At 64.6% G+C, this 26,890-nt stretch carries 26 protein-coding genes, 1 pseudogene and 1 riboswitch; of the genes and pseudogenes, 17 read left to right on the top strand and 10 right to left on the bottom strand.

Going from position 1 to position 26,890, the window contains the following annotated elements; genetic code table 11:
* Positions 1 to 93 precede the first annotated feature (93 nt).
* The 4 genes from ribB to AC07WT_RS18020 form a co-directional block, all read right to left on the bottom strand.
* Positions 94 to 840, bottom strand: coding sequence for a 3,4-dihydroxy-2-butanone-4-phosphate synthase (ribB, locus tag AC07WT_RS18005; RefSeq protein ID WP_494947976.1), 747 nt, complete (start codon positions 838 to 840; stop codon positions 94 to 96).
* 144 nt (positions 841 to 984) lie between these two features.
* Positions 985 to 1,168, bottom strand: a riboswitch (FMN riboswitch).
* 135 nt (positions 1,169 to 1,303) lie between these two features.
* Positions 1,304 to 1,993, bottom strand: a complete 690-nt coding sequence (locus AC07WT_RS18010) for a helix-turn-helix domain-containing protein (protein ID WP_494947977.1) — start codon at positions 1,991 to 1,993, stop codon at positions 1,304 to 1,306.
* 177 nt (positions 1,994 to 2,170) lie between these two features.
* Positions 2,171 to 3,337 carry an MFS transporter gene (locus AC07WT_RS18015; RefSeq protein WP_494947978.1) on the bottom strand — a complete coding sequence of 389 codons (1,167 nt, stop codon included), beginning with the start codon at positions 3,335 to 3,337 and terminating at the stop codon, positions 2,171 to 2,173.
* A 16-nt stretch (positions 3,338 to 3,353) separates the two neighbouring features.
* Entirely contained in the window at positions 3,354 to 3,761 is a 408-nt protein-coding gene (locus AC07WT_RS18020; protein WP_492594707.1) for a VOC family protein, read from the bottom strand.
* Positions 3,762 to 3,878: 117 nt separating this feature from the next.
* On the opposite strand from AC07WT_RS18020, the gene AC07WT_RS18025 reads away from it, so the two are divergent.
* The 7 genes from AC07WT_RS18025 to lnt all read left to right on the top strand — a co-directional run bounded on the left by AC07WT_RS18025 (position 3,879) and on the right by lnt (position 11,819).
* Positions 3,879 to 4,862 (top strand): LysR family transcriptional regulator, encoded by a 984-nt coding sequence (locus tag AC07WT_RS18025; protein WP_494947979.1) that lies wholly within the window; start codon positions 3,879 to 3,881, stop codon positions 4,860 to 4,862.
* Positions 4,863 to 5,048: 186 nt separating this feature from the next.
* The gene (gene miaB / locus AC07WT_RS18030; protein WP_494947980.1) at positions 5,049 to 6,422 is read left to right on the top strand and encodes a tRNA (N6-isopentenyl adenosine(37)-C2)-methylthiotransferase MiaB; all 1,374 of its coding nucleotides are present in this window, start codon (positions 5,049 to 5,051) and stop codon (positions 6,420 to 6,422) included.
* A gap of 94 nt (positions 6,423 to 6,516) precedes the next feature.
* The gene (locus AC07WT_RS18035; RefSeq protein ID WP_494947981.1) at positions 6,517 to 7,584 is read left to right on the top strand and encodes a PhoH family protein; all 1,068 of its coding nucleotides are present in this window, start codon (positions 6,517 to 6,519) and stop codon (positions 7,582 to 7,584) included.
* 69 nt (positions 7,585 to 7,653) lie between these two features.
* The gene (gene ybeY / locus AC07WT_RS18040; protein WP_494947982.1) at positions 7,654 to 8,115 is read left to right on the top strand and encodes an rRNA maturation RNase YbeY; all 462 of its coding nucleotides are present in this window, start codon (positions 7,654 to 7,656) and stop codon (positions 8,113 to 8,115) included.
* A gap of 38 nt (positions 8,116 to 8,153) precedes the next feature.
* Entirely contained in the window at positions 8,154 to 8,939 is a 786-nt protein-coding gene (locus AC07WT_RS18045) for a gamma-glutamylcyclotransferase (protein ID WP_494947983.1), read from the top strand.
* A 245-nt stretch (positions 8,940 to 9,184) separates the two neighbouring features.
* On the top strand, positions 9,185 to 10,078 hold the full coding sequence (locus tag AC07WT_RS18050) for a CorC family transporter (RefSeq protein WP_492594713.1): 894 nt from the start codon (positions 9,185 to 9,187) through the stop codon (positions 10,076 to 10,078).
* 49 nt (positions 10,079 to 10,127) lie between these two features.
* Positions 10,128 to 11,819, top strand: coding sequence for an apolipoprotein N-acyltransferase (gene lnt / locus AC07WT_RS18055; protein WP_494947984.1), 1,692 nt, complete (start codon positions 10,128 to 10,130; stop codon positions 11,817 to 11,819).
* A 225-nt stretch (positions 11,820 to 12,044) separates the two neighbouring features.
* Here the strand turns inward: lnt and AC07WT_RS18060 are convergent, their stop codons facing one another.
* Positions 12,045 to 12,659: a glutathione S-transferase family protein gene (locus AC07WT_RS18060; protein WP_494947985.1), complete on the bottom strand. Its 615-nt coding sequence runs from the start codon at positions 12,657 to 12,659 to the stop codon at positions 12,045 to 12,047.
* Between the two features lie 327 nt (positions 12,660 to 12,986).
* Here AC07WT_RS18060 and AC07WT_RS18065 point away from each other — a divergent pair, with 327 nt between their 5' ends.
* The 5 genes from AC07WT_RS18065 (at position 12,987) to purH (ending at position 18,764) form a co-directional block, all read left to right on the top strand.
* Positions 12,987 to 14,393, top strand: a complete 1,407-nt coding sequence (locus AC07WT_RS18065) for an aminopeptidase P N-terminal domain-containing protein (RefSeq protein WP_494947986.1) — start codon at positions 12,987 to 12,989, stop codon at positions 14,391 to 14,393.
* A gap of 6 nt (positions 14,394 to 14,399) precedes the next feature.
* Positions 14,400 to 15,626 carry a UbiH/UbiF/VisC/COQ6 family ubiquinone biosynthesis hydroxylase gene (locus AC07WT_RS18070; RefSeq protein ID WP_494947987.1) on the top strand — a complete coding sequence of 409 codons (1,227 nt, stop codon included), beginning with the start codon at positions 14,400 to 14,402 and terminating at the stop codon, positions 15,624 to 15,626.
* A gap of 231 nt (positions 15,627 to 15,857) precedes the next feature.
* Positions 15,858 to 16,922 carry a tRNA dihydrouridine synthase DusB gene (dusB, locus tag AC07WT_RS18075; RefSeq protein ID WP_492594718.1) on the top strand — a complete coding sequence of 355 codons (1,065 nt, stop codon included), beginning with the start codon at positions 15,858 to 15,860 and terminating at the stop codon, positions 16,920 to 16,922.
* Positions 16,919 to 17,152: a Fis family transcriptional regulator gene (locus AC07WT_RS18080; protein ID WP_007180440.1), complete on the top strand. Its 234-nt coding sequence runs from the start codon at positions 16,919 to 16,921 to the stop codon at positions 17,150 to 17,152. The genes dusB and AC07WT_RS18080 overlap by 4 nt, the downstream gene beginning before the upstream one ends.
* 46 nt (positions 17,153 to 17,198) lie before the next feature.
* Positions 17,199 to 18,764 carry a bifunctional phosphoribosylaminoimidazolecarboxamide formyltransferase/IMP cyclohydrolase gene (purH, locus tag AC07WT_RS18085; RefSeq protein WP_494947988.1) on the top strand — a complete coding sequence of 522 codons (1,566 nt, stop codon included), beginning with the start codon at positions 17,199 to 17,201 and terminating at the stop codon, positions 18,762 to 18,764.
* A 241-nt stretch (positions 18,765 to 19,005) separates the two neighbouring features.
* Here the strand turns inward: purH and AC07WT_RS18090 are convergent, their stop codons facing one another.
* Positions 19,006 to 19,245: a hypothetical protein gene (locus AC07WT_RS18090; protein ID WP_492594720.1), complete on the bottom strand. Its 240-nt coding sequence runs from the start codon at positions 19,243 to 19,245 to the stop codon at positions 19,006 to 19,008.
* 128 nt (positions 19,246 to 19,373) lie between these two features.
* Between AC07WT_RS18090 and ruvC the strand changes: the two genes are divergently transcribed.
* Complete coding sequence (ruvC, locus tag AC07WT_RS18095; RefSeq protein WP_132373137.1) at positions 19,374 to 19,916, top strand: crossover junction endodeoxyribonuclease RuvC; 543 nt, start codon at positions 19,374 to 19,376, stop codon at positions 19,914 to 19,916.
* 50 nt (positions 19,917 to 19,966) lie between these two features.
* Here ruvC and AC07WT_RS18100 read toward each other — a convergent pair whose 3' ends face one another.
* Positions 19,967 to 20,599 carry a LysE family translocator gene (locus AC07WT_RS18100; protein WP_494947989.1) on the bottom strand — a complete coding sequence of 211 codons (633 nt, stop codon included), beginning with the start codon at positions 20,597 to 20,599 and terminating at the stop codon, positions 19,967 to 19,969.
* 256 nt (positions 20,600 to 20,855) lie between these two features.
* On the opposite strand from AC07WT_RS18100, the gene ruvA reads away from it, so the two are divergent.
* From ruvA to AC07WT_RS18115, 3 genes and pseudogenes are all read left to right on the top strand, one after another.
* On the top strand, positions 20,856 to 21,437 hold the full coding sequence (ruvA, locus tag AC07WT_RS18105) for a Holliday junction branch migration protein RuvA (protein WP_492594722.1): 582 nt from the start codon (positions 20,856 to 20,858) through the stop codon (positions 21,435 to 21,437).
* A 158-nt stretch (positions 21,438 to 21,595) separates the two neighbouring features.
* Positions 21,596 to 22,660 (top strand): Holliday junction branch migration DNA helicase RuvB, encoded by a 1,065-nt coding sequence (gene ruvB / locus AC07WT_RS18110; protein ID WP_494947990.1) that lies wholly within the window; start codon positions 21,596 to 21,598, stop codon positions 22,658 to 22,660.
* A 62-nt stretch (positions 22,661 to 22,722) separates the two neighbouring features.
* Positions 22,723 to 22,995 (top strand): annotated as a pseudogene (locus AC07WT_RS18115) (oxygenase MpaB family protein); the annotation flags it as partial.
* Here the strand turns inward: AC07WT_RS18115 and AC07WT_RS18120 are convergent.
* The 3 genes from AC07WT_RS18120 to tyrS form a co-directional block, all read right to left on the bottom strand.
* Entirely contained in the window at positions 22,900 to 23,571 is a 672-nt protein-coding gene (locus AC07WT_RS18120) for a histidine phosphatase family protein (protein WP_494947991.1), read from the bottom strand. The pseudogene AC07WT_RS18115 and the gene AC07WT_RS18120 overlap by 96 nt on opposite strands.
* Positions 23,572 to 23,671: 100 nt before the next feature.
* Positions 23,672 to 24,130, bottom strand: a complete 459-nt coding sequence (gene dtd, locus AC07WT_RS18125; protein WP_494947992.1) for a D-aminoacyl-tRNA deacylase — start codon at positions 24,128 to 24,130, stop codon at positions 23,672 to 23,674.
* Between the two features lie 45 nt (positions 24,131 to 24,175).
* Positions 24,176 to 25,420 (bottom strand): tyrosine--tRNA ligase, encoded by a 1,245-nt coding sequence (tyrS, locus tag AC07WT_RS18130; RefSeq protein ID WP_494947993.1) that lies wholly within the window; start codon positions 25,418 to 25,420, stop codon positions 24,176 to 24,178.
* 325 nt (positions 25,421 to 25,745) lie between these two features.
* On the opposite strand from tyrS, the gene AC07WT_RS18135 reads away from it, so the two are divergent.
* The gene (locus tag AC07WT_RS18135) at positions 25,746 to 26,876 is read left to right on the top strand and encodes an anhydro-N-acetylmuramic acid kinase (protein ID WP_494947994.1); all 1,131 of its coding nucleotides are present in this window, start codon (positions 25,746 to 25,748) and stop codon (positions 26,874 to 26,876) included.
* The last annotated feature ends 14 nt before the right edge of the window (positions 26,877 to 26,890 follow it).

The following is a 26,890-nucleotide window of genomic DNA, read 5'->3' on the forward strand; positions in this document are numbered from 1 at the left end:
GGCCATGGCCATTGCCGCAACCGTAATCGCAACAAAAAAGCCGGCTAGCTAGCCGGCTTTCTTATCGAACACGCGTCAGCGCGTATCCGCAACTCAAGCCTCGTCGGCCACGCAGTCACGTGCCGTCGCCAGCGCCTCGCGGAATTCCACCAGTTCGGCGATCGTCAGCATCGGCAGATTGTGTTGCGCGGCGAAGCGCTCGACGTCGGCGCCGCGCGTCATCGTACCGTCCGCGTTCATCAGTTCGCACAGCACGCCAGCCGGCTTCAGGCCCGCGAGAATCGCCAGATCGACCGTGCCTTCGGTGTGGCCGCGGCGCGCCAGCACGCCGCCGGGCATCGCGCGCAACGGGAATACGTGGCCCGGACGCACGATGTCGGCTGGCTTCGCCGTATCGGCGATCGCAGCGCGGATCGTCGTCACGCGGTCGAGCGCGGACACACCCGTCGTCACGCCGTCGCGTGCTTCGATCGAGACAGTGAACGCTGTGCCATGACGGCTTTCGTTGTTGATGGCCATCGGCGGCAGTTCGAGCGCGCGGATCTTGTCGTCGGGCAGGCACAGGCAGACGATGCCGCTGCATTCGCGGATCAGCAACGCCATGGTTTCGACGGAAAGACGCTCGGCGGAAACGATCAGATCGGCTTCGTTCTCGCGGTCGTGGTCGTCTTGCAGGACGACGGCGCGGCCATCGCGCATCGCTTGCAATGCGGCGGCGATACGGGGCGGGACAGGCTCGGTGGCAAGCAGCGGGAGATCGAGGAAAGCATCGCCCCCCAAGGGGGCTTCCCTCGGGGCGTCTGCAATCGCCGACGGTGCAGGAAAAGTAGCAAAGGACATGTGAAACGCTCATCGCAAAAGTTGGGCGAAAAACGTTTCAGGGCATTGCAAACAGACAAAGACGCGCCGCTGAACGCCGCGCAAAGCGACGCTCGCGCGCCGCTCCAACCCCAGGCGGCGCCGCGGAAACGAACATGACTATCTGCACATCTTCTTCCATCCGGACTCTAACCGTCGGCTCTGGCTTCTCACCAGATCTGCTGACCCCGCCGTGTCTTCGATGCTGCGAAGACGCTTGCCAAGCGGGCGCTCGCGGGCTCGCCGGCTCACGCTTTCGCGTTGCCGGCATACCGCCGGTGGGGAATTTCACCCCGCCCTGAAGACGCACTGATTGCCGGATCGACCGGCTGGCAAAGCATACAACAGCCGCGCCGCACGTGCAGCGCAACCCCTACAGACCAGACGGACATCTCCGTCTGGCAGCGCAAGCGGAACCACGCTCGCGCCGCGCAACCTCATCGCATCAAACCGGTGCGCTCTGCCGCGTCGCCTCGTGCGAGGCGGGCACGTCCCAGCGCGGCGGCGATTCCGCCTTCAGCGTCACACGAAACGCGCGCGCTTCGGTGTCACCAGGATTGCGCAGACTGTGCGGCTGATCGGCATCGAAGACGATCGCATCGCCCGTGGCCAGCAATTGACGCTGATCATGCACGCTGACTTCCAGCGTGCCTTCGCTCACCACCAGGTTCACGGTCGTACCCGGCGCGCGGCGCGTGCCGGCCTCGGTATGCAGCGGCGCGATGCGCAACTCGTGAAACTCGGCGGCGGTCGGCTCGGCGTCGGGATAAAGCGGCCGGGCCGAATAACGGCCGTTCGAACTGACCACGCGCGACGAGCGTTCGGCCGGCAAATGCTCGAAGCCGTTCGTCGCGTGACGCCGCAAGAACGCCGCCACCGACACTTTCAGCGCCGCCGCGACCTTGCACAGCACCTTGATCGACGGCACGCTGCGCGCCGACTCGATCTGCGCGAGCATCGCTCGCGAAACGCCCGAAGCGCGCGCCAATGCGTCGAGCGACAGTTGCCGCTCGGCGCGCAAACGGGCGAGATTCACGCCGACCAGATGTTCCAGTGCATCGAAGGGTTCGGCGGCACGCGGCGACGCTTCAGTGTCAGCCGCGGGATCGCGAACCAGCGCAAGCGGGGAATGCATGATTGCCTCCAGGAGCGCCGCCGGACGGCGGGCAAACGGTTAGTGGAAGCAAGATAGCATCGCGCCTGACTGAGCCCAACGAAGTTATCTTCACACTGTTTTCAGCATTGCGGAGGACGATTCTCGCAAAGCTTGTGCGAATTTTTCATATGCGCGTTCGCATGCAGATTCGCACGCTCAGGCCCGCTGCGCCACGGTCGACGCCGGCGCATCCATCCGCGCGGCGAACCACGTCAGCAGCAAAGCCACCGCGCTGACGGCTGCCGCCACCCACGGCAGCGTATCGAGCGCATGGCCGTGATTGATCACCAGACCGCCGAGCCACGCGCCGCCCGCATTGCCGACGTTGAACGCGCCGATGTTCAACGTGGACGCCAGATTCGGCGCCGCGGCCGCCTTCTCGACCACGCGCATCTGCAACGGCGGCACGGTCGCGAACGCGGCGATGCCCCACACGAACACGGTAATCGCCGCCGCCACCTGCGAATGGCTGGTGCGCGCGAAGATCGCCATCACCACCGCGAGCGCGACCAGAATGCCCATCAGCGAAGGCATCAGCGCACGGTCCGCGAGCTTGCCGCCCACCGTATTGCCGATCGTCAGGCCGACGCCGAACAGCACCAGAATCAGCGTCACGCCGCGCGGCGAGAAGCCGCTCACCTGCTCGAGAATCGGCGCGATGTAGGTGAACACCACGAACACGCCGCCAAAGCCGAGCACCGTCATCGCGAGCGCGGTCCAGACTTGCGGGTCCTTCAGCACGCGCACTTCATGGCCGAGGCCGACCGGCCCGGAATCGTGACGATTCGGCACCAGCGCCGTCACACCCGCCAGCGACAACACGCCGAACGCGCTCACGATCCAGAACGCGGCGCGCCAGCCGAACTCCTGACCGATGAAGGTGCCGAACGGCACGCCGAGCACGTTGGCAAGCGTCAAGCCGGTGAACATCAGTGCAATCGCGCTCGCGCGCTTTTCGGCCGGCACGAGCGAAGCCGCCACCACCGCGCCGATGCCGAAGAACGAACCATGCGCGAACGAGGTCACCACGCGCGCGATCATCAGCACCGAATAACCGGACGCAATCGCACACAGCGTATTGCCGACGATGAACACGCCCATCAGCAGTTGCAACGCGAGCTTGCGCGGCATCTTGCTGGTGAGCACCGCGACGAGCGGCGCGCCGACCGCGACGCCGAGCGCGTAGCCGCTCACGAGCAAACCGGCCGACGGAATCGACACCGCCAGATCGTGCGCGACCTCGGGCAGCAAACCCATGATCACGAACTCGGTCGTGCCGATCGCGAATGCGCTGATCGCCAGCGCCAGTAGTGGAATGGGCATCCTTCTTCTCCAGGTTCTAAAGTTGAGCGCGGTGAACATGACGCAGCGCAATCACGAATTCGACGACCACACCCGGCGCGAGCGCGACGAACAGTTGCAATCCGGCTCGCTGCGGACCCATCTGCGGCACTTCGGCGAGCTGATAGGGCACGTCCGCCGCATGCAGCCGGCCAAGCAGCGCCTGCCATTCGCCGGCGCTCTCCAGCCGGAACGCGATGTGGTCGATGCGCGGCGCCGATCTTCCCGCCAGAGCCGGCACCGTCGCGTCGATCAGATGAATCACCGGCCGGCCGTTCGCATACAGCCAATTGCCGTCGATCGAAAACGGGGGACGCGCGCCATCCGTCAACCCGACGACGTCGACGAAAAAACGTCGGGCGGTGTCGAGTTCGGCGGTGACGATCGTCGCGTGATCGAGTTGCATGATATCGGCGGCTCAGCGCACATCAGGGTTTTCAAGGAATGCATTGTCGGTGGCCGGCGTCGATTTGATAATTGGCGTAGCATTTGAAGCATTTTCAAATTCTTTTGAAATATCGCGATGGATAACCTCGGTGACATCCGCCTGTTCGTCGAAGCGGCGCAGCAGGGCAGCCTGTCGGCAGCGGGCCGCAAGATGGGCCTGACGCCGGCCGCCGCCAGTGCGCGTCTCGCCAAGCTCGAAGCCGGCCTGAAAGCGCGCCTGTTCGAGCGCACCACCCGCCAGTTGCGGCTCACCGACGAAGGTCGCCTGTACCTGAATTGCTGCCGCCAGGCGCTGCAATCGCTCGATGACGCCGAAGCCGCGCTGCAAGCCGGTCAAGGCGTGGTGCGCGGCAAAGTGCGGATTTCCGCGACGTCCGATTTCGGCCGCAATCTGTTGATGCACTGGCTCGACGAGTTCAACGCGCTGTATCCGGAGGTGACGTTCGCGCTGACGCTGTCGGACTCGCTGTCGAATCTGGTGCAGGAGGACATCGATATTGCAATCCGCTTCGGCGTGCCGCAGGACAGTTCGCTGGTCGCGCGCAAGCTGGCGCCCAACCGGCGCGTGCTGTGCGCGTCGCCGGATTACATCGCGCGGCGCGGGGAGCCGAAAGACCCGCACGATCTGGCGAATTTCGACTGCATCGTGCTCGGCACCGCATCGGGGCCGGTCAACGAATGGCGTTTTACGCGCGGCGACGAAGTGCAGCATTACACCGTGCCGTTCGAGAGCGCCCGCGAGACCAACGACGGCGCCGTCGCCCGCGAATGGGCGCTGCGCGGCTACGGGATCGTGATCAAGTCGATGTGGGACGTGGAAGCGGACCTGCGCGCCGACGGCCTGAAAATCCTGCTGCCCGAGTGGCGCTATCCGGACGCGCCGCTGCACGCGCTCTATCACCGCAACCGCTTCATGGCGCCGCGCGTGCGCGTGCTGCTGGATTTCCTGAGCGAGCGCTTCGCGCAGGTGTCGGACGAACTGCAGGGCCTGCTGGGCTTGCCGCCGGAGCGGCCGGAAGCAAAGGCCGCAGCAGAAACCGCACCCGATGAAGGGCTATAATATTCAGCTACGCTGCAAACGTGCATTGAAAGTGGCCCAAGCGAAGTGGCCCAAGCGTGGCCCATGTCAGTGACAAATCACTGGGAAGCGCCGCCCCGCGGCCGGTCCGCACGCTGCCCGCACGTTTGACCCCTCTTCACCTTTAAACGACGCCCCCAGGTTAACCACTGCGACCGGCGAAATTCGATGACCAAGAAAGTTTATGTAAAGACCTTTGGCTGCCAGATGAACGAGTACGACTCCGACAAGATGGTCGACGTACTCGGCGCGGCTGAAGGACTCGTCAAGACCGACACGCCGGAAGACGCGGACGTCATTCTGTTCAACACCTGCTCGGTGCGCGAAAAAGCGCAAGAGAAAGTCTTCTCCGACCTCGGCCGCGTGCGCGAGCTGAAGGAAGCGAATCCCGATCTGATCATTGGCGTAGGCGGCTGCGTGGCGAGCCAGGAAGGCGCGTCGATCGTTGCGCGCGCACCGTATGTCGATCTGGTGTTCGGTCCGCAAACGCTGCACCGTCTTCCGCAGATGATCGACAAGCGCCGTGAAAGCGGCCGCGCGCAAGTCGATATTTCGTTCCCGGAAATCGAAAAGTTCGATCATCTGCCGCCGGCGCGCGTCGAAGGCCCGAGCGCGTTCGTGTCGATCATGGAAGGCTGCAGCAAGTACTGCAGCTACTGCGTCGTGCCGTACACGCGCGGCGAAGAAGTGTCGCGCCCGCTGGACGACGTGCTGACCGAAATCGCCGGTCTCGCCGACCAGGGCGTGCGCGAAGTCACGCTGCTCGGCCAGAACGTGAACGCGTATCGCGGCGGTCTCACGCTCGGCTCGACCGAGATCGCGGACTTCGCCACGCTGATCGAGTACGTCGCCGATATTCCGGGCATCGAACGGATTCGCTACACCACGTCGCATCCGAAGGAATTCACGCAGCGCCTGATCGACACCTACGCCAAGGTGCCGAAGCTCGTCAGCCATCTGCATCTGCCGGTGCAGCACGGTTCCGACCGCATCCTGATGGCGATGAAGCGCGGCTACACGGTGCTCGAATACAAGTCGGTGATCCGCAAGCTGCGCGCGATCCGCCCTGACCTGTCGCTGTCCACCGACATGATCGTCGGCTTCCCTGGCGAAACGGAAGAAGACTTCGGCAAGATGATGACGCTCGTGCACGAGATGAAGTACGACACCAGCTTCTCGTTCATCTACAGCCCGCGCCCCGGCACGCCGGCCGCGAATCTGCACGACGACACGCCGCGCGAAGCGAAGCTCAAACGTCTGCAACATTTGCAGGCCACCATCGAAGAAAACGTGCAGCGCATCAGCGACGCGATGGTCGGCAAGGTCGAGCGGATTCTGGTCGAGCGCCCGGCGCGCAAGGACCCGAACGAGCTCGCGGGCCGCACCGAGAACAATCGCGTGGTGAATTTCCCGGCGCCAGTGGCGTCGCACGCGCGGCTGATCGGCCAGATGGTCGACGTGAAGATCGTCCACGCGTATCCGCATTCGCTGCGCGGCGAGCTCGTGCTGGTGCACGACGATGCGCTCGCGACCACCCACTGAATTCGCTGAGCTACGTCACTGAGCTACGTAACCGCACGACGCCGCCAGGTTACGCAACTGAGCGTTTTGAAACCGACAGGATCGATCCACCGCCTTGAAGACCACTCAGCAGCATCTGGAATTCACAGCACCGCGCGAAGACAACGCGCGGCTCGCCAACCTCTGCGGACCGCTCGATGAAAATCTGCGGCAGATCGAGCAGGCGCTCGACGTGACGCTGCAACGCCGTGGCCATCGCATCACGATTCGCGGACGCGGTGCGAAACTCGCGCTCACCGCACTCGAAAACTTCTACAACAACGCACGCGAGCCGCTGTCGGTCGACGACATCCAGCTTGCGCTCATCGAAGTGCGCCATCCGGCGCGCCATCGCACGAACGGCAACGGCAGTGAAGAAGGCGATGCGCGTTTCCCCGGCAATCCGGATCATCCGTTCGACCAGCCTGCCGACAACGGCGACGACGACCTCGAAGAACTCGGCCCGAAGCTGTACACGCGGCGCGCCGATCTGCGCGGCCGGACGCCGGCGCAACGCGAGTATCTGAAGCAGATCGTCTCGCACGACGTGACCTTCGGCGTCGGTCCGGCCGGCACCGGCAAGACGTATCTCGCGGTGGCGTGCGCGGTGGATGCGCTGGAGCGCGACCAGGTCAAGCGCATCGTGCTGACGCGCCCGGCCGTGGAAGCGGGCGAGCGCCTCGGCTTCCTGCCGGGCGATCTGGCGCAGAAGGTCGATCCGTATCTGCGCCCGCTCTACGACGCGCTGTACGACCTGCTCGGCTTCGACAAGACCGCGAAGATGTTCGAGCGGCAGATGATCGAAATCGCGCCGCTCGCGTACATGCGCGGCCGGACGCTGAACCACGCGTTCATCATCCTCGACGAAGCGCAGAACACCACGCCCGAACAGATGAAGATGTTCCTCACGCGGATCGGCTTCGGCTCGAAGGCGGTGGTGACCGGCGACACGACGCAGGTCGATTTGCCGCGCGGCGCGAAGAGCGGGCTGATCGAAGCACAGCAGGTGCTCTCGGACGTGCGCGGCATTGCGCTCACGCGCTTCACCAGCGCGGACGTGGTGCGGCATCCGCTGGTCGCGCGAATTGTGGAGGCGTACGATGCGCATGCGCAGAAATCCGTCAATCCGGCGGATTCCCGCTGATCGACGTCGACTGCCGTTGAAAATGCGGTTGAAAATGCCGTCGCCAGGAAAGCAAGAAATCGAACAAGCATGAGCCGCGCCCCGAAACTGACGTTGAATCTGCAATTCCCTGCCGCCAAGGCCTGGCCGGAACACAAGGCGATGCTGCCGCGCGCCACCGTGGCCGGCTGGATCAAGGCGGCGCTTTTCGCGGACGGTGAACTGACGGTGCGTTTCGTCGACGCCGAAGAAGGGCGCACGCTGAACCGCACCTATCGCGGCAAGGATTACTCGACCAACGTGCTGACCTTCGCGTACGCCGAATCCGAAGACGATCCGGTGACGGGCGATCTGATCCTGTGCTGCCCGGTGGTCGAGAAAGAAGCCGCCGAACAGGGCAAGCCGCTCCTCGCGCACTACGCGCATCTGCTGGTGCACGGCACGCTCCACGCGCAAGGCTACGATCACGAGGTCGAGGAAGAAGCCGAGGAAATGGAAGGGCTCGAAACCGAAATTCTCGGCAAGCTCGGTTTCCCCGATCCGTACCAATAGCCACCGACAGCCACCGACATAATCGCTTGAAGCCCACCGTGAGCACCTCTTCCCCCGAAGCCGACACCCGAACGCCCTGCCCTGACTACCCACCGGCGCTCGGCGAATCGCGGCTGCTGACGGACGAGGAACTGCGCGCGTCGCTCGAATGCACGTTGCGCGACTGGAACCGCAAAAGCGATCTGTGGCTGTTCGGCTATGGCTCGCTGATCTGGAATCCCGGTCTGCCCACCGTCGAAGCGACCCGTTCCAGGGTGCACGGTTATCACCGCGGGCTCTATCTGTGGTCGCGGGTGAATCGCGGCACGCCTGAACAGCCGGGCCTCGTGCTCGCGCTCGATCGCGGCGGTTCCTGCACCGGGATCGCGTTCCGGCTCGCCGCCGAGGGCGCGATGCCCCATCTCGACGCCTTGTGGCGCCGCGAAATGGCGATGGGTTCGTATCGCCCGGCATGGCTGCCGTGCGTGCTCGCCGACGGCCGGCGTGTCGATGCGCTCGCGTTCGTGATGCGCCGCGACGTGCCGAGCTACACCGGCAAACTGCGCGACGAAGTCGTCAAAACCGTGTTCGGTTGCGCCTGCGGCCGCTACGGCACGACGCTCGATTATGTCAGCCGCACCGTCCATGCACTGCGCGAGAGCGGCATGCCGGACCGCGCGCTGGAAGCGCTGCTCGAGCGTTGCCACGAGGAAAGCGGTAACGAAAGTCGTGATGAAAGCCGCGACGCAGGCCGCCGGACAGGCTGCGAAGCGGGCAGCGAAGCGGACAATCAGGCGGACGGCCACGCGCGCCTGTTTGTCCGCCGGCAAGCGCGTTCCGAGTAAACCTCCGCGCAGTCCGCGCAGGCGCCGCGCCATCGCGCGCAACCGCCGCGAGCCGCGTTTTTTTGCTCCCGAACGTCTTTTGCCGCGTAATCAGTTAGGATTGACGTACGTCCCTCTGCTAGCGGAGGGGCGGTTTCACAGCGGCTTCGCTCATCGGCCAGCCCGGCGGGACACGGTCCTGCCATGTGCCTGGTGTATCCTTAATGCTCTGCAACAGCGCGCCCAGTCTCGCGAGGCGCACTACCATGAACGACACGTATCCCAGTCGACGCCATACCGACAAACCGCAAGAAAAGCGCTCACTTCTCGAGCGACTGACCGACTTCATCTCGCCTGAGCCCGACTCGCGCGGCGAACTTCTGGAAATTCTGCAGGACGCGCATGAGCGCAACCTGATCGACGCCGACTCGCTGTCGATGATCGAGGGCGTGTTCCAGGTTTCCGAACTGTGCGCGCGCGACATCATGGTGCCGCGCGCGCAAATGGACGCGATCAACATCGCGGACAATCCCGCCGAATTCATCCCCTACGTGCTGGAAAAAGCGCACTCGCGTTATCCGGTCTACGAGGGCAATCGCGACAACATCATCGGCGTGCTGCTGGCCAAAGACCTGCTGCGCTATTACGCCGAAGACGAATTCGACGTGCGCGGCATGCTGCGCCCCGCCGTCTTCATTCCGGAGTCGAAGCGCCTGAACGTGCTGCTGCACGACTTCCGCGTGAATCGCAATCATCTCGCGGTGGTGGTCGACGAATACGGCGGCGTGGCCGGTCTGATTACGATCGAAGACGTGCTGGAGCAGATCGTCGGCGACATTGAAGACGAATACGATTTCGACGAGGAAAGCGGCAACATCATCGCCTCGCCGGACGGCCGGTTCCGCGTGCGCGCGCTCACCGAGATCGAGCAGTTCAACGAGGCATTCGGCACACATTATTCGGACGAGGAAGTCGATACGATCGGCGGCCTTGTCACGCATCACTTCGGACGCGTGCCGCATCGCGGCGAAAAGGTCCGCATCGACGATCTGATCTTCGAGATTCTGCGCGGCGACGCCCGCCAGATCCACATGCTGCTGGTGCGCCGCGATCCGCTTGCCGGCCAGCGCGAGCGCGACGCACAGCACGTGCAGACCTGAAGCTCCTCAATTTTTCGTTTCTTCAACTCCTCACGCCGACCGCGCAACAATGGCCGACCCGATTACTTCCCGTCCGCGCCGCGGCGTGAGTGCGCCTGCCGCCCAGGAAACACGCGGTCGCGCGCTGCCCCGCTGGCACTATCTCGTCGCTTTGGCCGCCGGCGCGGCCAATACGCTTTCGTTTGCGCCCACGCCGCACGGCGGCTGGCTCGAGCTCGCGATCTTCACGTTTTTCTTCGGCTGGCTCACACGCACGACCGGCTGGAAGAGTGCCGCGCTGACGGGCGGCGCATTCGGCTTCGGCAACTTCGTCACCGGCGTGTGGTGGCTGTACGTCAGCATGCATGACTACGGCGGCATGGCCGCGCCGCTGGCGGGCGCGGCGCTCGTGCTGTTCTCGCTGTATCTGGCGGTTTATCCGGCGCTGACCGCGGGCGTCTGGTCGTTCTGCGCCGGCCACGCGCGCAACGGCGCGCTCGACAACGACCCACCCTTCTCGCCGACCTGGCACGGCGCGCTGGCTTTTGCCAGCGCCTGGGCGATCGGCGAATGGCTGCGCGGCACCGTGTTCACCGGCTTTCCGTGGCTCTCGAGCGGCTATGCGCAGGTGGACGGTCCGCTCGCCGGGTTTGCGCCGATAGCGGGCGTGTACGGCGTCGGCTGGATGCTGGCGCTGGTGGCGGCGTTGCTCGTACAGGCTCTGGTGCACCTGCGCGAGCGGCCTGGTGCGGCCACCGGCGGCAATGGAGAGAAGCGCGGTGGCGCGCGTGCCGTCGCGCCGGCGCTGGTTGCGCTCGCGCTGCTTGCAGCCGGCCTGCTGCTGCCGCTCGCGCATTGGACTGTGCCGGCCAACGCGGCGCTCTCCGTGCGTCTGCTGCAAGGCAACGTCAAGCAGGAGATGAAGTTCGAAGAAGCGGGCATGCGCGCTGCGATCGACCAGTATCAGCAGATGATCACGTCGAAGCCGGCCGACCTGATCGTCACGCCGGAAACGGCCGTTCCGGTACTGGCGCAGCAATTGCCGCTGCCGTTCGCGTCGGCGGTGCGCAACTTTTCGGATACGACTGGCACCGCGGTCCTGTTCGGCGCAATCGGCGGCACGATTACGCCGGAAGGCCAGGTGGTCGACTATACGAACAGCCTGTTCGGCGTCACGCCGGGCACTCGCGACGTGTATCGCTACGACAAGCACCACCTCGTGCCGTTCGGCGAATTCGTGCCGTGGGGTTTCCGCTGGTTCGTCAATCTGATGCGCATTCCGCTCGGCGATTTCGCGCGTGGCGCGCCGGTGCAGAAGCCGTTCGTCGTGCATAACCAGCCGGTTGCCGTCAACATCTGCTACGAGGATATTTTCGGCGAAGAGATCGCGCGAACCGTACGCGAAAGCGATACGCCCGCGGGCGTGCTGGTCAACTCGACGAATCTCGCCTGGTTCGGTGACACGATCGCGCTGGATCAGCATTTGCAGATTGCCCGCATGCGTTCGCTGGAAACCGGCCGGCCGATGCTGCGCGCAACCAACACCGGCATGACAGCCGCGATCGATGCGAACGGCAAAGTGCTTGGACGCCTGACGCCGTACACGGTCGGCTCACTCGACGTGACGGTGCAAGGCACGTCGGGCAGCACACCTTATGTGACGAGCGGCAACAACACGGTGCTGGCGGTTTCGTTGTTCCTGCTGGCGTTTGGGTTTGCGTTCGGGCCGGGGATCAGGCGGCGGCAAAACGGTACGAAGTGAAGCGGCGATAAAACGCCGAATATGTCGATTACATAAACCATTCCGCCGCGCGACATACAAAAAAATGCGCCTGACGAGCAGGCGCATTTTTTTACTTCAAACGTAAGCCTCAATTCAGGATGATTCGGGTTTCCGAAAGCTCGAATAACTTCATTTTGAAATCTTGCGACAATTGCAGGCAGTCGTTATTCAAACTTCACTCGCAGCGGCCCCTCCGCCGCCCGCTCAGTTCGCCGGCACCGTATCAATGAACGACTGGCGCAGCGACAGTTTCTGGAAATGCTTGTCCAGATTCGGATACGCTTCGCGCCAGTTCAGCTCGGGCATGCGGAAATCGAGGTAGCCCAGCGCGCAGCCCACGGCGATATCCGCGAGCGTGTAGTGATTGCCCGCGCACCAGGGCTTGCTGGCCAAGCCCTGCGACATCGCGATCAGGCCTTCGTCGATCTTGCGCTGCTGCCGCGCGACCCACGCGTCCACACGCTGTTCGGGCGTGCGCTGGGTGCCTTCGAGGCGAATCAGCACCGCCGCGTCCAGGATGCCGTCGGCCAGCGCCTCCCAGCAGCGCACTTCGACGCGCTCGCGCCCCGACTGCGGAATCAGCTTGCCGACCGGCGAAAGCGTATCGACGTACTCGCAGATCACCCGCGAATCGAACACCGCTTCACCGTCTTCCATGAGGAGGCACGGCACCTTGCCGAGCGGGTTGAAGGTGTGAATGGTGGTTTCCGGCGCCCAGACGTTCTCGAGCACCAGCTTGTAGTCAATCTTCTTCTCGGCCAGCACGATCCGCGCCTTACGCGCGAACGGGCTGCCGAGCGAACCGATGAGTTTCATCATCACATCTGCCCTTTTCTTGAATTCGGCGAAAGTATAAGTGGTCGGCGGCATTCCGAGCGCACAGCCGCATCTTCGCGGGCCGCGTAAATGCTTGCTGTGGATGGATTGCAACATAGCAACATTGCCGCGCCGGAAGCCGGGCGTCTACCTGGCTAAACGGCCGATTGACTGAAAGACAGATGAGGGAGGCGCGTCGCGCCGTCGCCGCCGCGCGTCTGACCGGCGCACAGCGCCGGCCTGTCGCGCTGGACGCCAGGTTAGCGCCGCCACCCCGGCCCCCGGGATCCGCACAAAAAAAGTCCTCGCATTGGGCGCTACAATCGCACGATGAACCAGCCGACCGAACCCATCATCGCTATCGACGTTTACCGCCAGCGCCGCGAGCGCGTACTCGCCGCGCTGCGCGCAGCGGGCGGCGGCGTCGCCATCGTACCCACTGCGCCGGAAACGCTGCGCAACCGCGATGCCGATTATCCATACCGGCACGACAGCTACTTCTACTACCTGACCGGGTTCACCGAACCCGAGGCGCTGCTCGTGCTCGACGCAAGCGCGGCGCCCGGCGAGCCGGCCTCGATCCTGTTCTGCCGCGAGAAAAATGTCGAGCGTGAGACGTGGGAAGGCTTCCGTTTCGGCCCGCAAGGCGCGCGCGAGGCGTTTGGCTTCGACGCCGCATTTCCGATCGGCGAAACCGATGCGCAACTGCCGCGCCTTCTGGCGGACAAGCCGGCGCTGTATTACGCGCTCGGCGCCTCCGCAAAACAGGACGAACAGGTGCGCGGCTGGCTCGACACGGTGCGCGCGCAAGGCCGCAGCGGCGTCGCCGCGCCCACTGCCGCGCGCGATCTGATACCGCTGCTCGACGACATGCGGCTCGTCAAGGACGACCACGAACTCGCGATCATGCGCCGCGCCGGCAAGATTTCCGCCCACGCGCATCGTCGCGCGATGGCCGCGTGCCGGCCTGGCGTGCGCGAGTACGAACTCGAAGCCGAGTTGCTGTACACCTTCCGCAAGTTCGGCGCGCAGGCGCCGGCTTATACGTCGATTGTCGCCGCGGGCGCGAACGCCTGCGTGCTGCACTACCCGGCCGGCAACGCCATCGCGCAGGACGGCGATCTGATCCTGATCGACGCGGCCTGCGAACTCGACGGCTACGCCTCGGACATCACCCGCACGTTCCCCGCCAGCGGCCGCTTCACGCCGGCACAGCGCGAGCTGTATGACATCGTGCTGGCCGCGCAGCGGGCCGCCGTCGACGCCACCCATGCCGGCGCCACCTTCGACGATCCGCATCAGGCCGCCGTGCGTGTGCTGTCGCAGGGCTTGCTCGACACCGGCATCATCGAGCGGACGAAATTCGCGTCGGTCGACGCGGTGATCGCCGAGCGCGCCTATGCGCCGTTCTACATGCACCGCACCGGCCACTGGCTCGGCATGGACGTGCACGATTGCGGCGACTATCGCGAGCGCGGCGCGCCGCGCAACGAAGCGGGCGCGCTGCCGTGGCGCACGCTGCAGGCGTCGATGACGCTGACCATCGAGCCCGGTCTCTATATCCGGCCGGCCGAAGGCGTGCCGGAGCGCTACTGGAACATCGGCATCCGCATCGAGGACGACGCGATCGTCACCGCGACCGGCTGCGAATTGATCACGCGCGACGTGCCCGTCGATGCCGGCGAGATTGAAGCGCTGATGCAGGAAGCCCGCGCGGCCCATGAAGCAAGGAAGTAACCCGCAATGAACGACGTATCCCAGTCGGCTGTGATTCTGAAACGCGCCGCGTCCGAGGCCCCGTTCGATTTCGACGTGACCATCGTCGGCGCCGGTCCGGTCGGGCTCGCGCTGGCCGGTTGGCTCACGCGCCGCAGCGCGACGCAGGCGCTGAAAATCGCGCTGATCGACGCACGCGAGCCGGAAGACTCGATCGCCGATCCACGCGCGATCGCCGTGTCGCACGGCAGCCGGATGATTCTCGAACCGCTGCGCTGGCCTGCCGACGCCACCGCGATCCAGCGCATCCACGTCTCCCAACGCGGCCACTTTGGCCGCACGCTGATCGATCACAGCGAACACGGCTTGCCGGCGCTCGGCTACGTGCTGCGCTACGGCTCGATCGTGCACGGGCTCGCCGAAGCGGTCCACGCAAGCCCAGTGCACTGGTTCCGCTCGACGTCCGCGTCGGCGCCGGTTCAGGAGCATGACGGCGTCACGCTGCCGATCGAAAACGCGCATGTCGCGCGCAAACTGCGCACGCGCATCCTGGTAAACGCCGAAGGCGGTCTGTTCGGCGACCAGAAGACCGGCAAAGGCGCCGGCGCCGGCGGCACGCGCGATTACGGACAAACCGCGCTGGTCGGCACGGTCAGCGTGTCGGCGCCGCAACCGCACGTTGCGTGGGAGCGCTTCACGTCGCAAGGGCCGATCGCGCTCCTGCCGATGGGCGGCGTGCGCGGCGCGGACTACGCGCTGGTCTGGTGCTGCGCGCCCGGCGAAGCGGCGCGCCGCACGCAACTCTCCGACGCGGAATTCCTGCGCGAACTCGGCGCCGCCTTCGGCGACCGCATGGGCCGCTTTCTGCAGATCAAAGGACGCGCTTCGTTTCCTTTGGGGTTGAACGCGGTCGATACGCTCGTGAAAGGACGCGTGGTCGCGATCGGCAACGCGGCGCAAACGCTGCATCCGGTGGCGGGCCAGGGTCTGAACCTCGGACTGCGTGACGCGCATGCGCTCGCCGACGCGTTCTCGGCTGAGGGCGCGACGCCGCTCGCGCTGGCCGCGTTCGCCCAGCGCCGCGCGCTGGACCGGCGCCTGACGATCGGCACCACCGACACGCTCGCGCGCCTTTTCACCGTCGACTTCCCGCCGCTGGCCATCGTGCGCGGCCTTGCCCTGACCGCGCTCGAATTCGTCCCGCCGGTGAAAACCGCCCTGGCACGGCAAATGATGTTCGGCCAGCGCCGCTGAGCGCGCCGCCGGCTCGCGCCGCACTGGCGTTCAACGGAGGCGCGCGAGCGGCGCCGGTTCTATGAGCCAGCGCACTTTCATAGAAGATTTAATGGGTTACGGCAGCCTCAAGTCCGGTGCCGCTTATCCGTTAACGTTAAAATAGCGGTTTTCCCTCGCATTTCGCGAACGCTCCGATTGACAGAATCTGAAACGGATCTGAAACGGATCGGCGGCGCGCGCGTCCACGTCATGCCAACTCTCGGCTCCCACAATCTGCGTAACAACCTGTTCGTCGCCCCGATGGCGGGCGTGACCGACCGGCCGTTCCGGCAGCTTTGCAAGCGGCTGGGCGCGGGCTATGCAGTGTCGGAAATGGTGGCGTCGAACGCGCAGTTGTGGAAAAGCGAGAAGACCATGCGCCGCGCCAACCACGCGGGCGAGGTCGAGCCGATCGCCGTGCAGATCGCCGGCGCCGATCCGGCCATGATGGCCGAAGCGGCCCGCTACAACGTCGCGAACGGCGCGCAGATCATCGACATCAACATGGGCTGCCCGGCCAAGAAGGTGTGCAACGTCGCGGCCGGCTCGGCGCTGTTGCAGAACGAACCGCTGGTGCAGCGCATCGTCGAGGCGGTGGTGGGCGCAGTGGGTACGGGGCCCGATGCGGTGCCCGTCACGCTGAAGATCCGCACCGGCTGGGATCGCGACAACAAGAACGCGCTCAGCGTCGCGCGCCTCGCCGAAGCCGCCGGCATTTCGATGCTGACCGTGCACGGTCGCACGCGCGCCGACCTGTATCACGGCGACGCCGAATACGAGACCATCGCCGCGGTGAAAGCGGCGGTGCGCATTCCGGTGGTCGCCAACGGCGACATTACGTCGCCGCAAAAAGCCCGCGAGGTGCTCGCCGCCACCGGCGCCGACGCCATCATGATCGGCCGCGCGGCGCAGGGGCGCCCGTGGCTGTTCCGCGAGATCGGGCATTTCCTGCAAACGGGCGAATTGCTGCCGCCGCCGCGCATCGACGAAATCCAGCAGGTGATGAACGAACATCTCGAAGATCACTACGCGTTCTACGGCGAATTTACGGGTGTCCGCACTGCGCGCAAGCACATCGGCTGGTACACTCGCGGCCTTTCTGGCGCCAACGTGTTCCGGCATCGCATGAATACGCTGGACACCACGCGCGAACAACTCCTCGCCGTCAACGAGTTCTTCGACGCACAAAAGGCGATCTCCGACCGCCTCGTCTACGTCGACGAATCGCTCAACAAGAACGGCGAGCCGGACCCTACCGACCGACTAGCAGCATGAGCAAGAACAATATCGAACAATCTGTCCGCGACAGCCTGGGCATGTATTTCCAGGATCTCGACGGCTCCAATCCGCACGACGTTTATGACATGGTCATTTCGTGCGTAGAAAAACCGTTGCTCGAGGTGGTGCTCGAGCAGGCCGGCGGCAATCAGTCGCTGGCCGCCGAGTATCTCGGCATCAACCGCAATACGCTGCGCAAGAAGCTGCAACAGCACGGTTTGTTGTAGTTTCCCGGCGCCCCGCCACGTTCCTCTTCGGCTTTTCGTCTTCATCATGATCAAGCAAGCGCTCATCTCCGTTTCCGACAAGTCCGGCATCGTCGACTTCGCCAAATCGCTGTCGGACCTCGGCGTCAAGATCCTGTCGACCGGCGGCACCGCGAAACTGCTCGCGAACGCGGGCCTCTCCGTCACCGAAGTCGCCGACTACACGGGCTTCCCGGAAATGCTGGACGGCCGCGTGAAAACGCTGCATCCGAAGGTGCACGGCGGCATCCTCGCGCGCCGCGATCTGCCGGAACACATGGCAGCGCTTGAGAAGCACGGCATTCCGACGATCGACCTGCTGGTCGTGAATCTGTACCCGTTCGTGCAGACCGTCTCGAAAGAAGAGTGCTCGCTGGAAGACGCGATCGAGAACATCGACATCGGCGGCCCGACCATGCTGCGCTCGGCAGCGAAGAATCATCGCGACGTGACGGTGGTGGTCGATCCCGCCGATTACGCGGTCGTGCTCGAAGAAATGCGCGCGAACAGCAATTCGGTGTCGTACAGGACGAATTTCCGTCTGGCCACCAAGGTGTTCGCGCACACCGCGCAGTACGACGGTGCGATCACGAACTACCTGACGAGCCTGACCGACGAGCTGCAACACGCGTCGCGCAACACGTACCCGGCTACCTTCAACCTGGCTTTCAACAAGGTGCAGGACCTGCGCTACGGCGAAAACCCGCACCAGAGCGCAGCGTTCTATCGCGACCTTTCGGTGCCGGCCGGCGCACTGGCGAACTACAACCAGTTGCAAGGCAAGGAACTGTCGTACAACAACATCGCCGATTCGGACGCCGCGTGGGAATGCGTGAAAACGTTCGACGCGCCGGCCTGCGTGATCGTCAAGCACGCGAATCCGTGCGGCGTGGCAGTGGGCGCGGACGCGAACGAAGCGTATGCGAAGGCGTTCCAGACCGACCCGACCTCGGCGTTCGGCGGCATCATCGCGCTCAACCGCGAAGTCGACGAAACAGCGGCGCAGGCGGTGGCCAAGCAGTTCGTCGAAGTGCTGATCGCGCCGTCGTTCAGCGCAGCGGCTCGCCAGGTGTTCGCGGCCAAGCAGAACGTGCGTCTGCTCGAAATCGCGCTGGGCGAAGGCCATAACGCATTCGACCTGAAGCGCGTCGGCGGCGGTCTGCTGGTGCAATCGCTCGATTCGAAGAACGTGCAGCCGCGCGAGTTGCGCGTCGTCACGAAGCGTCACCCGACGCCGAGGGAAATGGACGACCTGCTGTTCGCATGGCGTGTCGCGAAGTACGTGAAGTCGAACGCGATCGTGTTCTGCGGCAACGGCATGACGCTCGGCGTCGGCGCGGGCCAGATGAGCCGCGTGGATTCGGCGCGCATCGCCAGCATCAAGGCGCAGAACGCCGGTTTGACGCTAACCGGTTCGGCGGTGGCGTCGGATGCGTTCTTCCCGTTCCGCGACGGCCTCGACGTGGTCGTGGCAGCGGGCGCGACCTGCGTGATTCAACCAGGCGGCTCGATGCGCGACGACGAAGTGGTCGGCGCGGCAGACGAGCACAACATCGCGATGGTATTGACCGGCGTGCGTCACTTCCGGCATTGATTCGCGCTTCGCGCGCCATGCCGGCTTCCTTGTCATGCGGCGGTTGCGCGATTGGCTCGAGCGAAACGGCCCGGCAGATTTTCTGCCGGGCCGTTTTGTTTGGGCCGACCTTCTCAGCTAACTTCTCAGCTAACTTCTCAGCTAACTTCTCAGCTAACTTCTCAGCTAACTTCTCGGCGATCCTCTCAGCCGTTCTCCGCGCTGTATTCTTTGGCCGTTGCTCAGTGCGCGGTGCCACCGGTCAGTCGTCCGGGTCCTTTCTCGCGTAACCTTCCCTCACGTCGGCGTGCTGGCTGATGTACGTGCTGAGCCCCTGCCCTCGCCGCGCGAGACGCTTGAGCGCAGCGACGTGTTGCGGCCCGACGCTTGCCTCCGTGTACCAATAGACGACGCCCGATCCGAAGCGTACCGCGACAAAATCGTCGCCGATTTCGTATGCATCGACACCCGAATCACCGCTGAAATTCCGGTAGCGCTCCATGTGCGATTCCCCCGTCAGCGTACGCAGCAGCAGTTTTTTTCCGCAGGCAAAGCAGCCCGCCAACCGCCACGCGGCGCGTTCGTTGTAGTATCGCAAGCAATTTGTCTTTACCGCATGTGCGGCACCTCATGAGAATTCTCGGCATCGACCCCGGCTTGCGCGTGACCGGCTTCGGCGTGATCGACCAAAGCGGGCACACGCTCAGCTACGTCGCGAGCGGCGTCATCAAGACAGCCGACGCCGATTTGCCGTCGCGCCTCGGCACCATTTTCGAAGGCATTTCGACGCTGATCCGTCAGCATTCGCCCGATCAGTCGGCGATCGAAAAAGTGTTCGTCAACGTCAATCCGCAATCCACCTTGCTGCTCGGCCAGGCGCGTGGCGCCGCCATCTGCGGACTGGTGGCGGGCGGGGTGCCGGTCGCCGAATACACCGCCCTGCAATTGAAACAGGCGGTAGTCGGCTACGGCCGCGCTACCAAGGAGCAGATGCAACAGATGGTGGTACGGCTGCTGAACCTCTCCGGCGTGCCCAGCACCGACGCTGCCGACGCCCTCGGCATGGCGATCTGCCATGCACACGGCGGCACCACGCTCAGTACGCTGGGCGGCATCGCGCCTTCGCTGGCGAAGAAGGGCCTGCGGGTGCGGCGCGGGCGTTTGGTAGGGTAGTCGTCAAGGGGCCACCTCTGCCAGAACTCTCTGCCAGAACGATTTCCCGCTCAGTTCCGGCTCGCCAGCGCCAGCCGGCAAGCTAACCCGGCAAACACCGTTCCCAACAGATACTGCGGCACCCGCGACGGCCGCCGCCCCGCCGTCAGCTTGCGGCTCAATTTGCTCGCCATCAGGATCACCGCACCGTTCACGCAGAAGCCAATCAGATTCAGCACGGTTGCCAGAACCATGATCTGCATCGCGACCGAGCCAGCCTCGGGCCGCACGAATTGCGGAAACAGCGCGAGCACGAACAGCGCGACTTTCGGATTCAGCAGATTGGTGAAGAGGCCTTGCCGGAAAATGCGGCCGACCGGATAACGGCTCATCGACGCATTCGGCGACAGCACGGTGCCTTGCGTGCGGAACGTTTTCCACGCGAGATACAGCAGGTACGCGGCGCCGGCGAAGCGCACGACGTCATAAGCCATCGGCACCGCCAGAAACAGCTGCGACAGACCGAACGCGGCGGCCAGCGCGTGACAGTAGGTGCCGACCAGAATCCCCGCCAGCGAGGCAAAACCCGCTGAACGTCCCTGGCTCACGCTGCGAGACGCGATCAGCAACATGTCGGGGCCGGGCGTGGCGGTCAATGCAAGACACGCGCCGGCAAACAGCGCGAGGGTGGTGAGGCTCAGCATGAAAGCTCCTTTTGGTTTGTTGGGGTGAGAACCCGCCAAAAGGGATCTCAGTCTAGGGGGCCGCCTCGAGCCGGTCAACCGCGATCCGGCATAACCTCTGCGCGCGTCTGCTTCGCTACCTAGGCGCAGATGCGCGGCTACCCGCTGCTCCGGCTCGCCCTCATTATTCCTCAGCCCGTTTTTGCGTTACGCTGCCGCGCACTCGCTGCGCTACACTCGCCCTTTCTTTCACCCTTCTCTCTCGATTGAATCCGCCATGATCGGTCGCATTGCCGGCGTTCTGCTGGAAAAAAACCCGCCGCATCTTCTCGTCGACTGCAACGGCGTCGGTTATGAAGTCGATGTGCCGATGAGCACGTTCTACAACCTGCCCTCCACCAGCGAACGCGTCGTGCTGCTCACACAAATGATCGTGCGCGAGGACGCCCATCTGCTGTACGGCTTCGGCACCGCCGAGGAACGCGCCACCTTCCGCGAACTGCTGAAGATCAGCGGCATCGGCGCGCGCATGGCGCTCGCAGTGCTGTCGGGCATGAGCGTGCACGAACTGGCGCAGACCGTCACGATGCAGGACGCAGCGCGTCTGACGCGCGTGCCGGGCATCGGCAAGAAGACGGCCGAGCGGCTGCTCCTCGAACTGAAGGGCAAGATCGGCGCCGATCTCGGCGCAATGGCGGGCGCGGCCTCGGCATCCGGCCACGCCTCCGATATCCTGAACGCACTGCTCGCATTGGGTTACTCCGAAAAAGAAGCGTTGGCGGCCATCAAGAACGTGCCGGCCGGCACCGGCGTTTCCGAGGGCATCAAGCTCGCGTTGAAGGCGCTATCGAAGGGCTGAACAAAGGCTGACCTCAGGCCTCGGCGGTTAGCGCCGCGTGCGTCAGGTAAAGCTTCGCACACGCCTGCACGCCGCGCACCCAGGCCATCCGGCCGAGCTCTGCAACGGGCGGTCCCCCAAGGGGGCTTCCTTCGGGGTGCGCGCGGTACAATGGCCGCATGATCGAAACCGACAAACTCGCCGCCGAGCGCATCATCGCGGCCACACCCGTCTCGCCGAACGAAGAAGCGTTCGAGCGCGCGTTGCGCCCGCGCCAGCTCGAGGAATATGTCGGGCAGGAAAAGGTGCGCGGCCAGCTGGAAATTTTCATCGAGGCTGCCAAACGCCGTTCCGAATCGCTCGACCACGTCTTGCTGTTCGGGCCGCCGGGCCTCGGCAAGACCACGCTCGCGCACATCATCGCGCGGGAAATGGGCGTCAATCTGCGGCAAACGTCCGGCCCGGTGCTCGAACGCGCGGGCGACCTCGCCGCGCTGCTCACCAATCTCGAAGCCAACGACGTTCTATTCATCGACGAAATTCACCGGCTTTCGCCGGTCGTCGAGGAAATTCTGTACCCAGCGTTAGAGGATTATCAGATCGACATCATGATCGGCGAGGGGCCGGCCGCGCGCAGCGTGAAGCTGGACCTGCAGCCGTTCACGCTGGTCGGCGCGACCACGCGCGCGGGCATGCTGACCAATCCGTTGCGCGACCGCTTCGGCATCGTCGCGCGGCTCGAGTTCTATAACGCCGAGGAACTGGCGCGTATCGTCACGCGTTCGGCGTCGCTGCTGAAGGCGCAGATCCATCCAGACGGCGCGTTCGAAATCGCCAGGCGAGCACGCGGCACGCCTCGGATCGCGAACCGGCTGCTGCGCCGCGTGCGCGATTACGCCGAAGTCAAAGCCGATGGCAACATCACCGCGCAGGTGGCGGACGCCGCGCTCAGAATGCTCGACGTGGACGCGGTCGGCTTCGACCTGATGGACCGCAAGCTGCTCGAAGCGATCCTGCACAAGTTCGACGGCGGTCCGGTCGGTGTCGACAACCTGGCGGCGGCGATCGGCGAAGAGCGCGACACGATTGAAGACGTGCTCGAACCGTATCTGATCCAGCAAGGCTTCCTGCAACGCACGCCACGCGGCCGGGTTGCCACGCTGCTGACGTATCGGCACTTCGGCCTCGCCGTGCCGGACACATCGAGCGCGCTGCCCGGCCTGTGGGATTCGGCCGCGACCTGAGCGGGTTGATGCGTCGCGTGAGGCCGATCTAACGATATTCGATCAAGCGAGGCAACCCACCTCACGTTGCGTTAGCGCTGATCGAACGGGTCGAACGGATTCACCTTGGCGTGACCGGCATTGCACCCGGCGACCGTCCGTATCGCGCGAGCGATCCTGCGCTGCTGACATGGGTTCATGTAGCGGAAGTATCGAGCTGCATGACCGCGCACTTGCGGTATGTGAACCCTCGCTGCCGGTTAGCGCCCCGGCTCCGGCACCTTTCTGAAGCTGTCGTCTTCGCCCGGCGCGTCGAGATGCGCCACGTCCGCCCACGACACGACCGTTGCCTTGCCGCTGTCGAAGTCCACCACGTTCACGCTCGTGTTCAGCAACGCGTAATTGCGCGGCGCGTCGAGTGGCAAACCGCTGGCAAACCGGCGCACACAATCGAGTACGCCGCCATGCGCGACGCACGCAATCCGCCCGCCCGGATGCGCGGCAGCGATCGGCTCGATCGCGTGCAGCACGCGGTGATAGAACGTGCGTTGTGATTCGCCGTCCGGTGGTGCGAAACCCGGATCACGGGTTTGCCAGTGCGCATATTCGTCGGGAAAACGGACGGCGATCTCGTCGCTGTCATGCCCCTGGAACGCACCGTATGAACGCTCGCGCAGACCTTCGCGCAGTTGCAGCGGCAAGCCGAGCGTATCCGCGATCGGTTGCGCCGTTTGCTGCGCGCGTTGCAGATCGCTCGAATAGATTGCGTCGAGCCGCACGCCCTGCTTCACTTCATCGGCAATGCGGTGCGCGAGGCGTTGCGCTTGCGCCAGACCCGTTGTCGCGAGTGGAATGTCGATGTGCCCCTGGATGCGCTTGATGCGATTCCAGTCGGTCTCGCCGTGCCGGATAAACAGGATCTGCGTGGTCATGGGATGAAGGTGGGTGCCAGTGGCCGGTTATGCCGAGCCGCTATTGTCGCAAAAGCAGTGGGGGGTTGATGCGCACCTCGGCGCGCGCATCGTGAGACGTTCAGGCGCGCGTCTGCAACCAGAACGTGACCGGTCCGTCATTGACGAGCGAGACCTGCATGTCGGCACCGAATTCGCCGGTCTCGACGATCGGATGCTTCGCGCGTGCCGACGAGACGAAGTAATCGAACAGACGCTTGCCTTCGTCAGGCGGCGCCGCCGGCGTGAAGCTCGGGCGCAGGCCGCTGTTCGTATCCGCGGCCAGCGTGAACTGCGAAACGAGCAGCAGACCGCCCGCGCGCCCGGCACCGTCGAGATTCTGTACGGACAGATTCATCTTGCCGGCTGCGTCGCTGAACACGCGGTAGCCGAGCACTTTCGCCAGCAGCCGGTCGGCCACCGCGTCGGTGTCGCCGCGTTCGGCGCATACGAGCGCGAGGAGCCCCGCGTCGATCGCGCCGGTCACACGGTCGCCGACGCGCACTTCCGCGCGCCGCACACGTTGGATCAGCGCAATCAACGGCGCAACTCCAGACGACGCAACGCCTGAATCATCATCAGACCATCAAGCCGTCAGCGTGACGCGCGCAAAGCGGCGCTTGCCGACCTGCACGACGAACTCGCCGGCTTCGACCTTCAGGCCCTTGTCGGACACGGTCGCGCCGTCGATCTTCACGCCGCCCTGCTCGATGTTGCGCAGCGCTTCGCTGGTCGACGGCACGAGGTTGGCCTGCTTGAGCAACTGGCCGATCGCAAGCGGTGCGCCCGCGAGCGTCACCGCCGGGATGTCGTCCGGCACGCCGCCCTTCGCGCGATGGTTGAAGTCCTCGAGCGCGCGCTCGGCGTCGGCCTGCGAGTGGAAGCGCGCGACGATTTCCTGGCCGAGCATCACCTTGAAATCACGCGGATTGCGGCCCGCCTCGATTTCGCGCCTGAAGCCGGCGATCTCTTCCATCGGCCGGAACGACAGCAGCTCGAAGTAACGCCACATCAACGTATCGGAGATGCTCATCAGCTTGCCGAACATGTCCGTCGGCTTTTCGCTGATGCCGATATAGTTGTTCTTCGACTTCGACATCTTTTCGACGCCGTCGAGCCCTTCGAGCAGCGGCATCGTCAAGATGCACTGCTGTTCCTGGCCGTATTGCTTCTGCAGTTCACGGCCCACCAGCAGGTTGAATTTCTGATCCGTGCCGCCGAGTTCGAGGTCGGCATTCAGCGCGACCGAGTCGTAGCCTTGCATCAACGGGTACAGGAACTCGTGAATCGAGATCGGCAGGCCGCTCTGATAGCGCTTGGTGAAATCTTCGCGCTCGAGAATGCGCGCCACCGTGTAGCGCGACGCGAGCTTGATCATGCCGTCGGCGCCAAGCGGCATCGACCATTCGCTGTTGTAGCGGATTTCCGTCTTTTCGCGATCGAGCACCAGGGCGGCCTGCTCGAAATAGGTCTTGGCGTTCGATTCGATCTGCTCGCGCGTGAGCGGCGGGCGCGTGGCGTTACGGCCCGACGGATCGCCGATCAGCGATGTGAAATCGCCAATCAGGAAGATCACCGTGTGACCGAGATCCTGCAGCTGACGCATCTTGTTCAGCACGACCGTGTGGCCGATGTGGATATCAGGGGCGGTCGGATCGAGCCCGAGCTTGATGCGCAGCGGTGTGCCGGTCGCCTGGCTCTTCGCGAGCTTTTGCGCGAATTCGTCCTCGATCAGCAGTTCGTCGACGCCGCGCCTGGTGACGGCGAGCGCGTGACGGACTTCGTCGGTGATCGGGAAGGCGGGGCTGGGCTTGGTGGACTCAGTGCTCATGCTGGAAACGTGAAGTCGCGAAAAAAGGAGATTGTCCCATAGATGCGCGCCGCCGCGCCCACTGACTCCGCCACAAGGCGCGCTTCGCCGGTCGATTTGCCGATTCGAGCGCAAATCAAGCGCAAATCAAGCGCAAATCAAGCGCAAATCAAGCGCAAATCAAGCGCAAATCAAGCGCGGTTCGAGCGCGGTTCAAGCGCGGTTCGAGCGCAAGACAGGCACGAGGCCGTCACGAAGCCGGCGTCACAAAGCTTTATGTTCCGCCTCGCTTGCGTTAATAATCTGCTAAACCGGATCGCAACGAACCATCGAGAGGAGCAGCAACGTGGCGCAAGACCCCGCAGACGGCGTCTACTTTGGACTAATGTCCGGCACGAGCATGGACGGCGTGGACGGCGTGGCCGTCGAATTTGCCAAAGGGAAACCGCCGGTTGTACGGGCCGAGGCGTTCGTCGGCTTCGCGGCAGGCATGCGCGAGGCGCTGTTCGCGCTCCAACAACCGGGCGACAACGAGATCGAACGCGAGGCGCTGGCGGCCAATGCGCTCGCCACCCGCTACACGGTGTGCTGCCACGAACTAATGCGCTGCGCCGGATTGTCCGCCGACGACGTCCGTGCGATCGGCGTGCATGGCCAGACGGTGCGGCATCGGCCGGAGAAAGGCTATACGCGGCAAATCAACAACCCGGCACTGCTCGCGGAAATGACGCACGTCGACGTGATCGCCGACTTCCGCAGCCGCGACGTCGCGGCCGGCGGCCAGGGCGCGCCGCTGGTGCCGGCGTTTCACGCTACGGTATTCGGCGCGAAGAACGAAACCCGGGTGGTCTGCAATCTTGGCGGCATCAGCAACATCACGATTCTGAACGCGGCGGGCAGCGTACGCGGCTTCGACTGCGGTCCGGCCAACGCGCTGCTCGACGAGTGGGCGCAGCGCCATCTCGGCAAACCTTTCGACGAAAACGGCCATTTCGCGGCGGACGGCCAGGTCGACCGCACGCTACTCAACGCCTTGCTCGACGAGCCCTTTTTCGCGCAACAGCCGCCCAAAAGCACCGGCCGCGACCTGTTCAATGCCGAATGGCTCGACGCGAAGCTCCAACCGTTCGCCGCGCTCGCCCCCGCTGACGTGCAAGCGACGCTGGCCGCACTGACCGCGGTGACGGTCGCGCGCGAAATCGAGCGGCATGCGTCGGATGCCAGGGCTGTCTATGTGTGTGGAGGCGGTGCGCGCAATCCGGAGCTGCTGAAGGCGCTGCAGGCGGCGCTGGAGGAAAGCGGTGTGAGCGGCGTGCCGGTGCTGACCACCGACGCGCTAGGCGTGCCGCCAAGTCAGGTCGAGCCGCTGGCGTTCGCGTGGCTGGCCATGCGCTGCATGGCGCGCCTGCCGGGCAATTTGCCGGCGGTAACCGGCGCCGCAGGCGAGCGCGTACTGGGTGCCATCTATCCGCGCTGACCGCGCGTTTCCCG

The organism is Paraburkholderia sp. GW821-FHT02A12 (assembly GCF_059422005.1).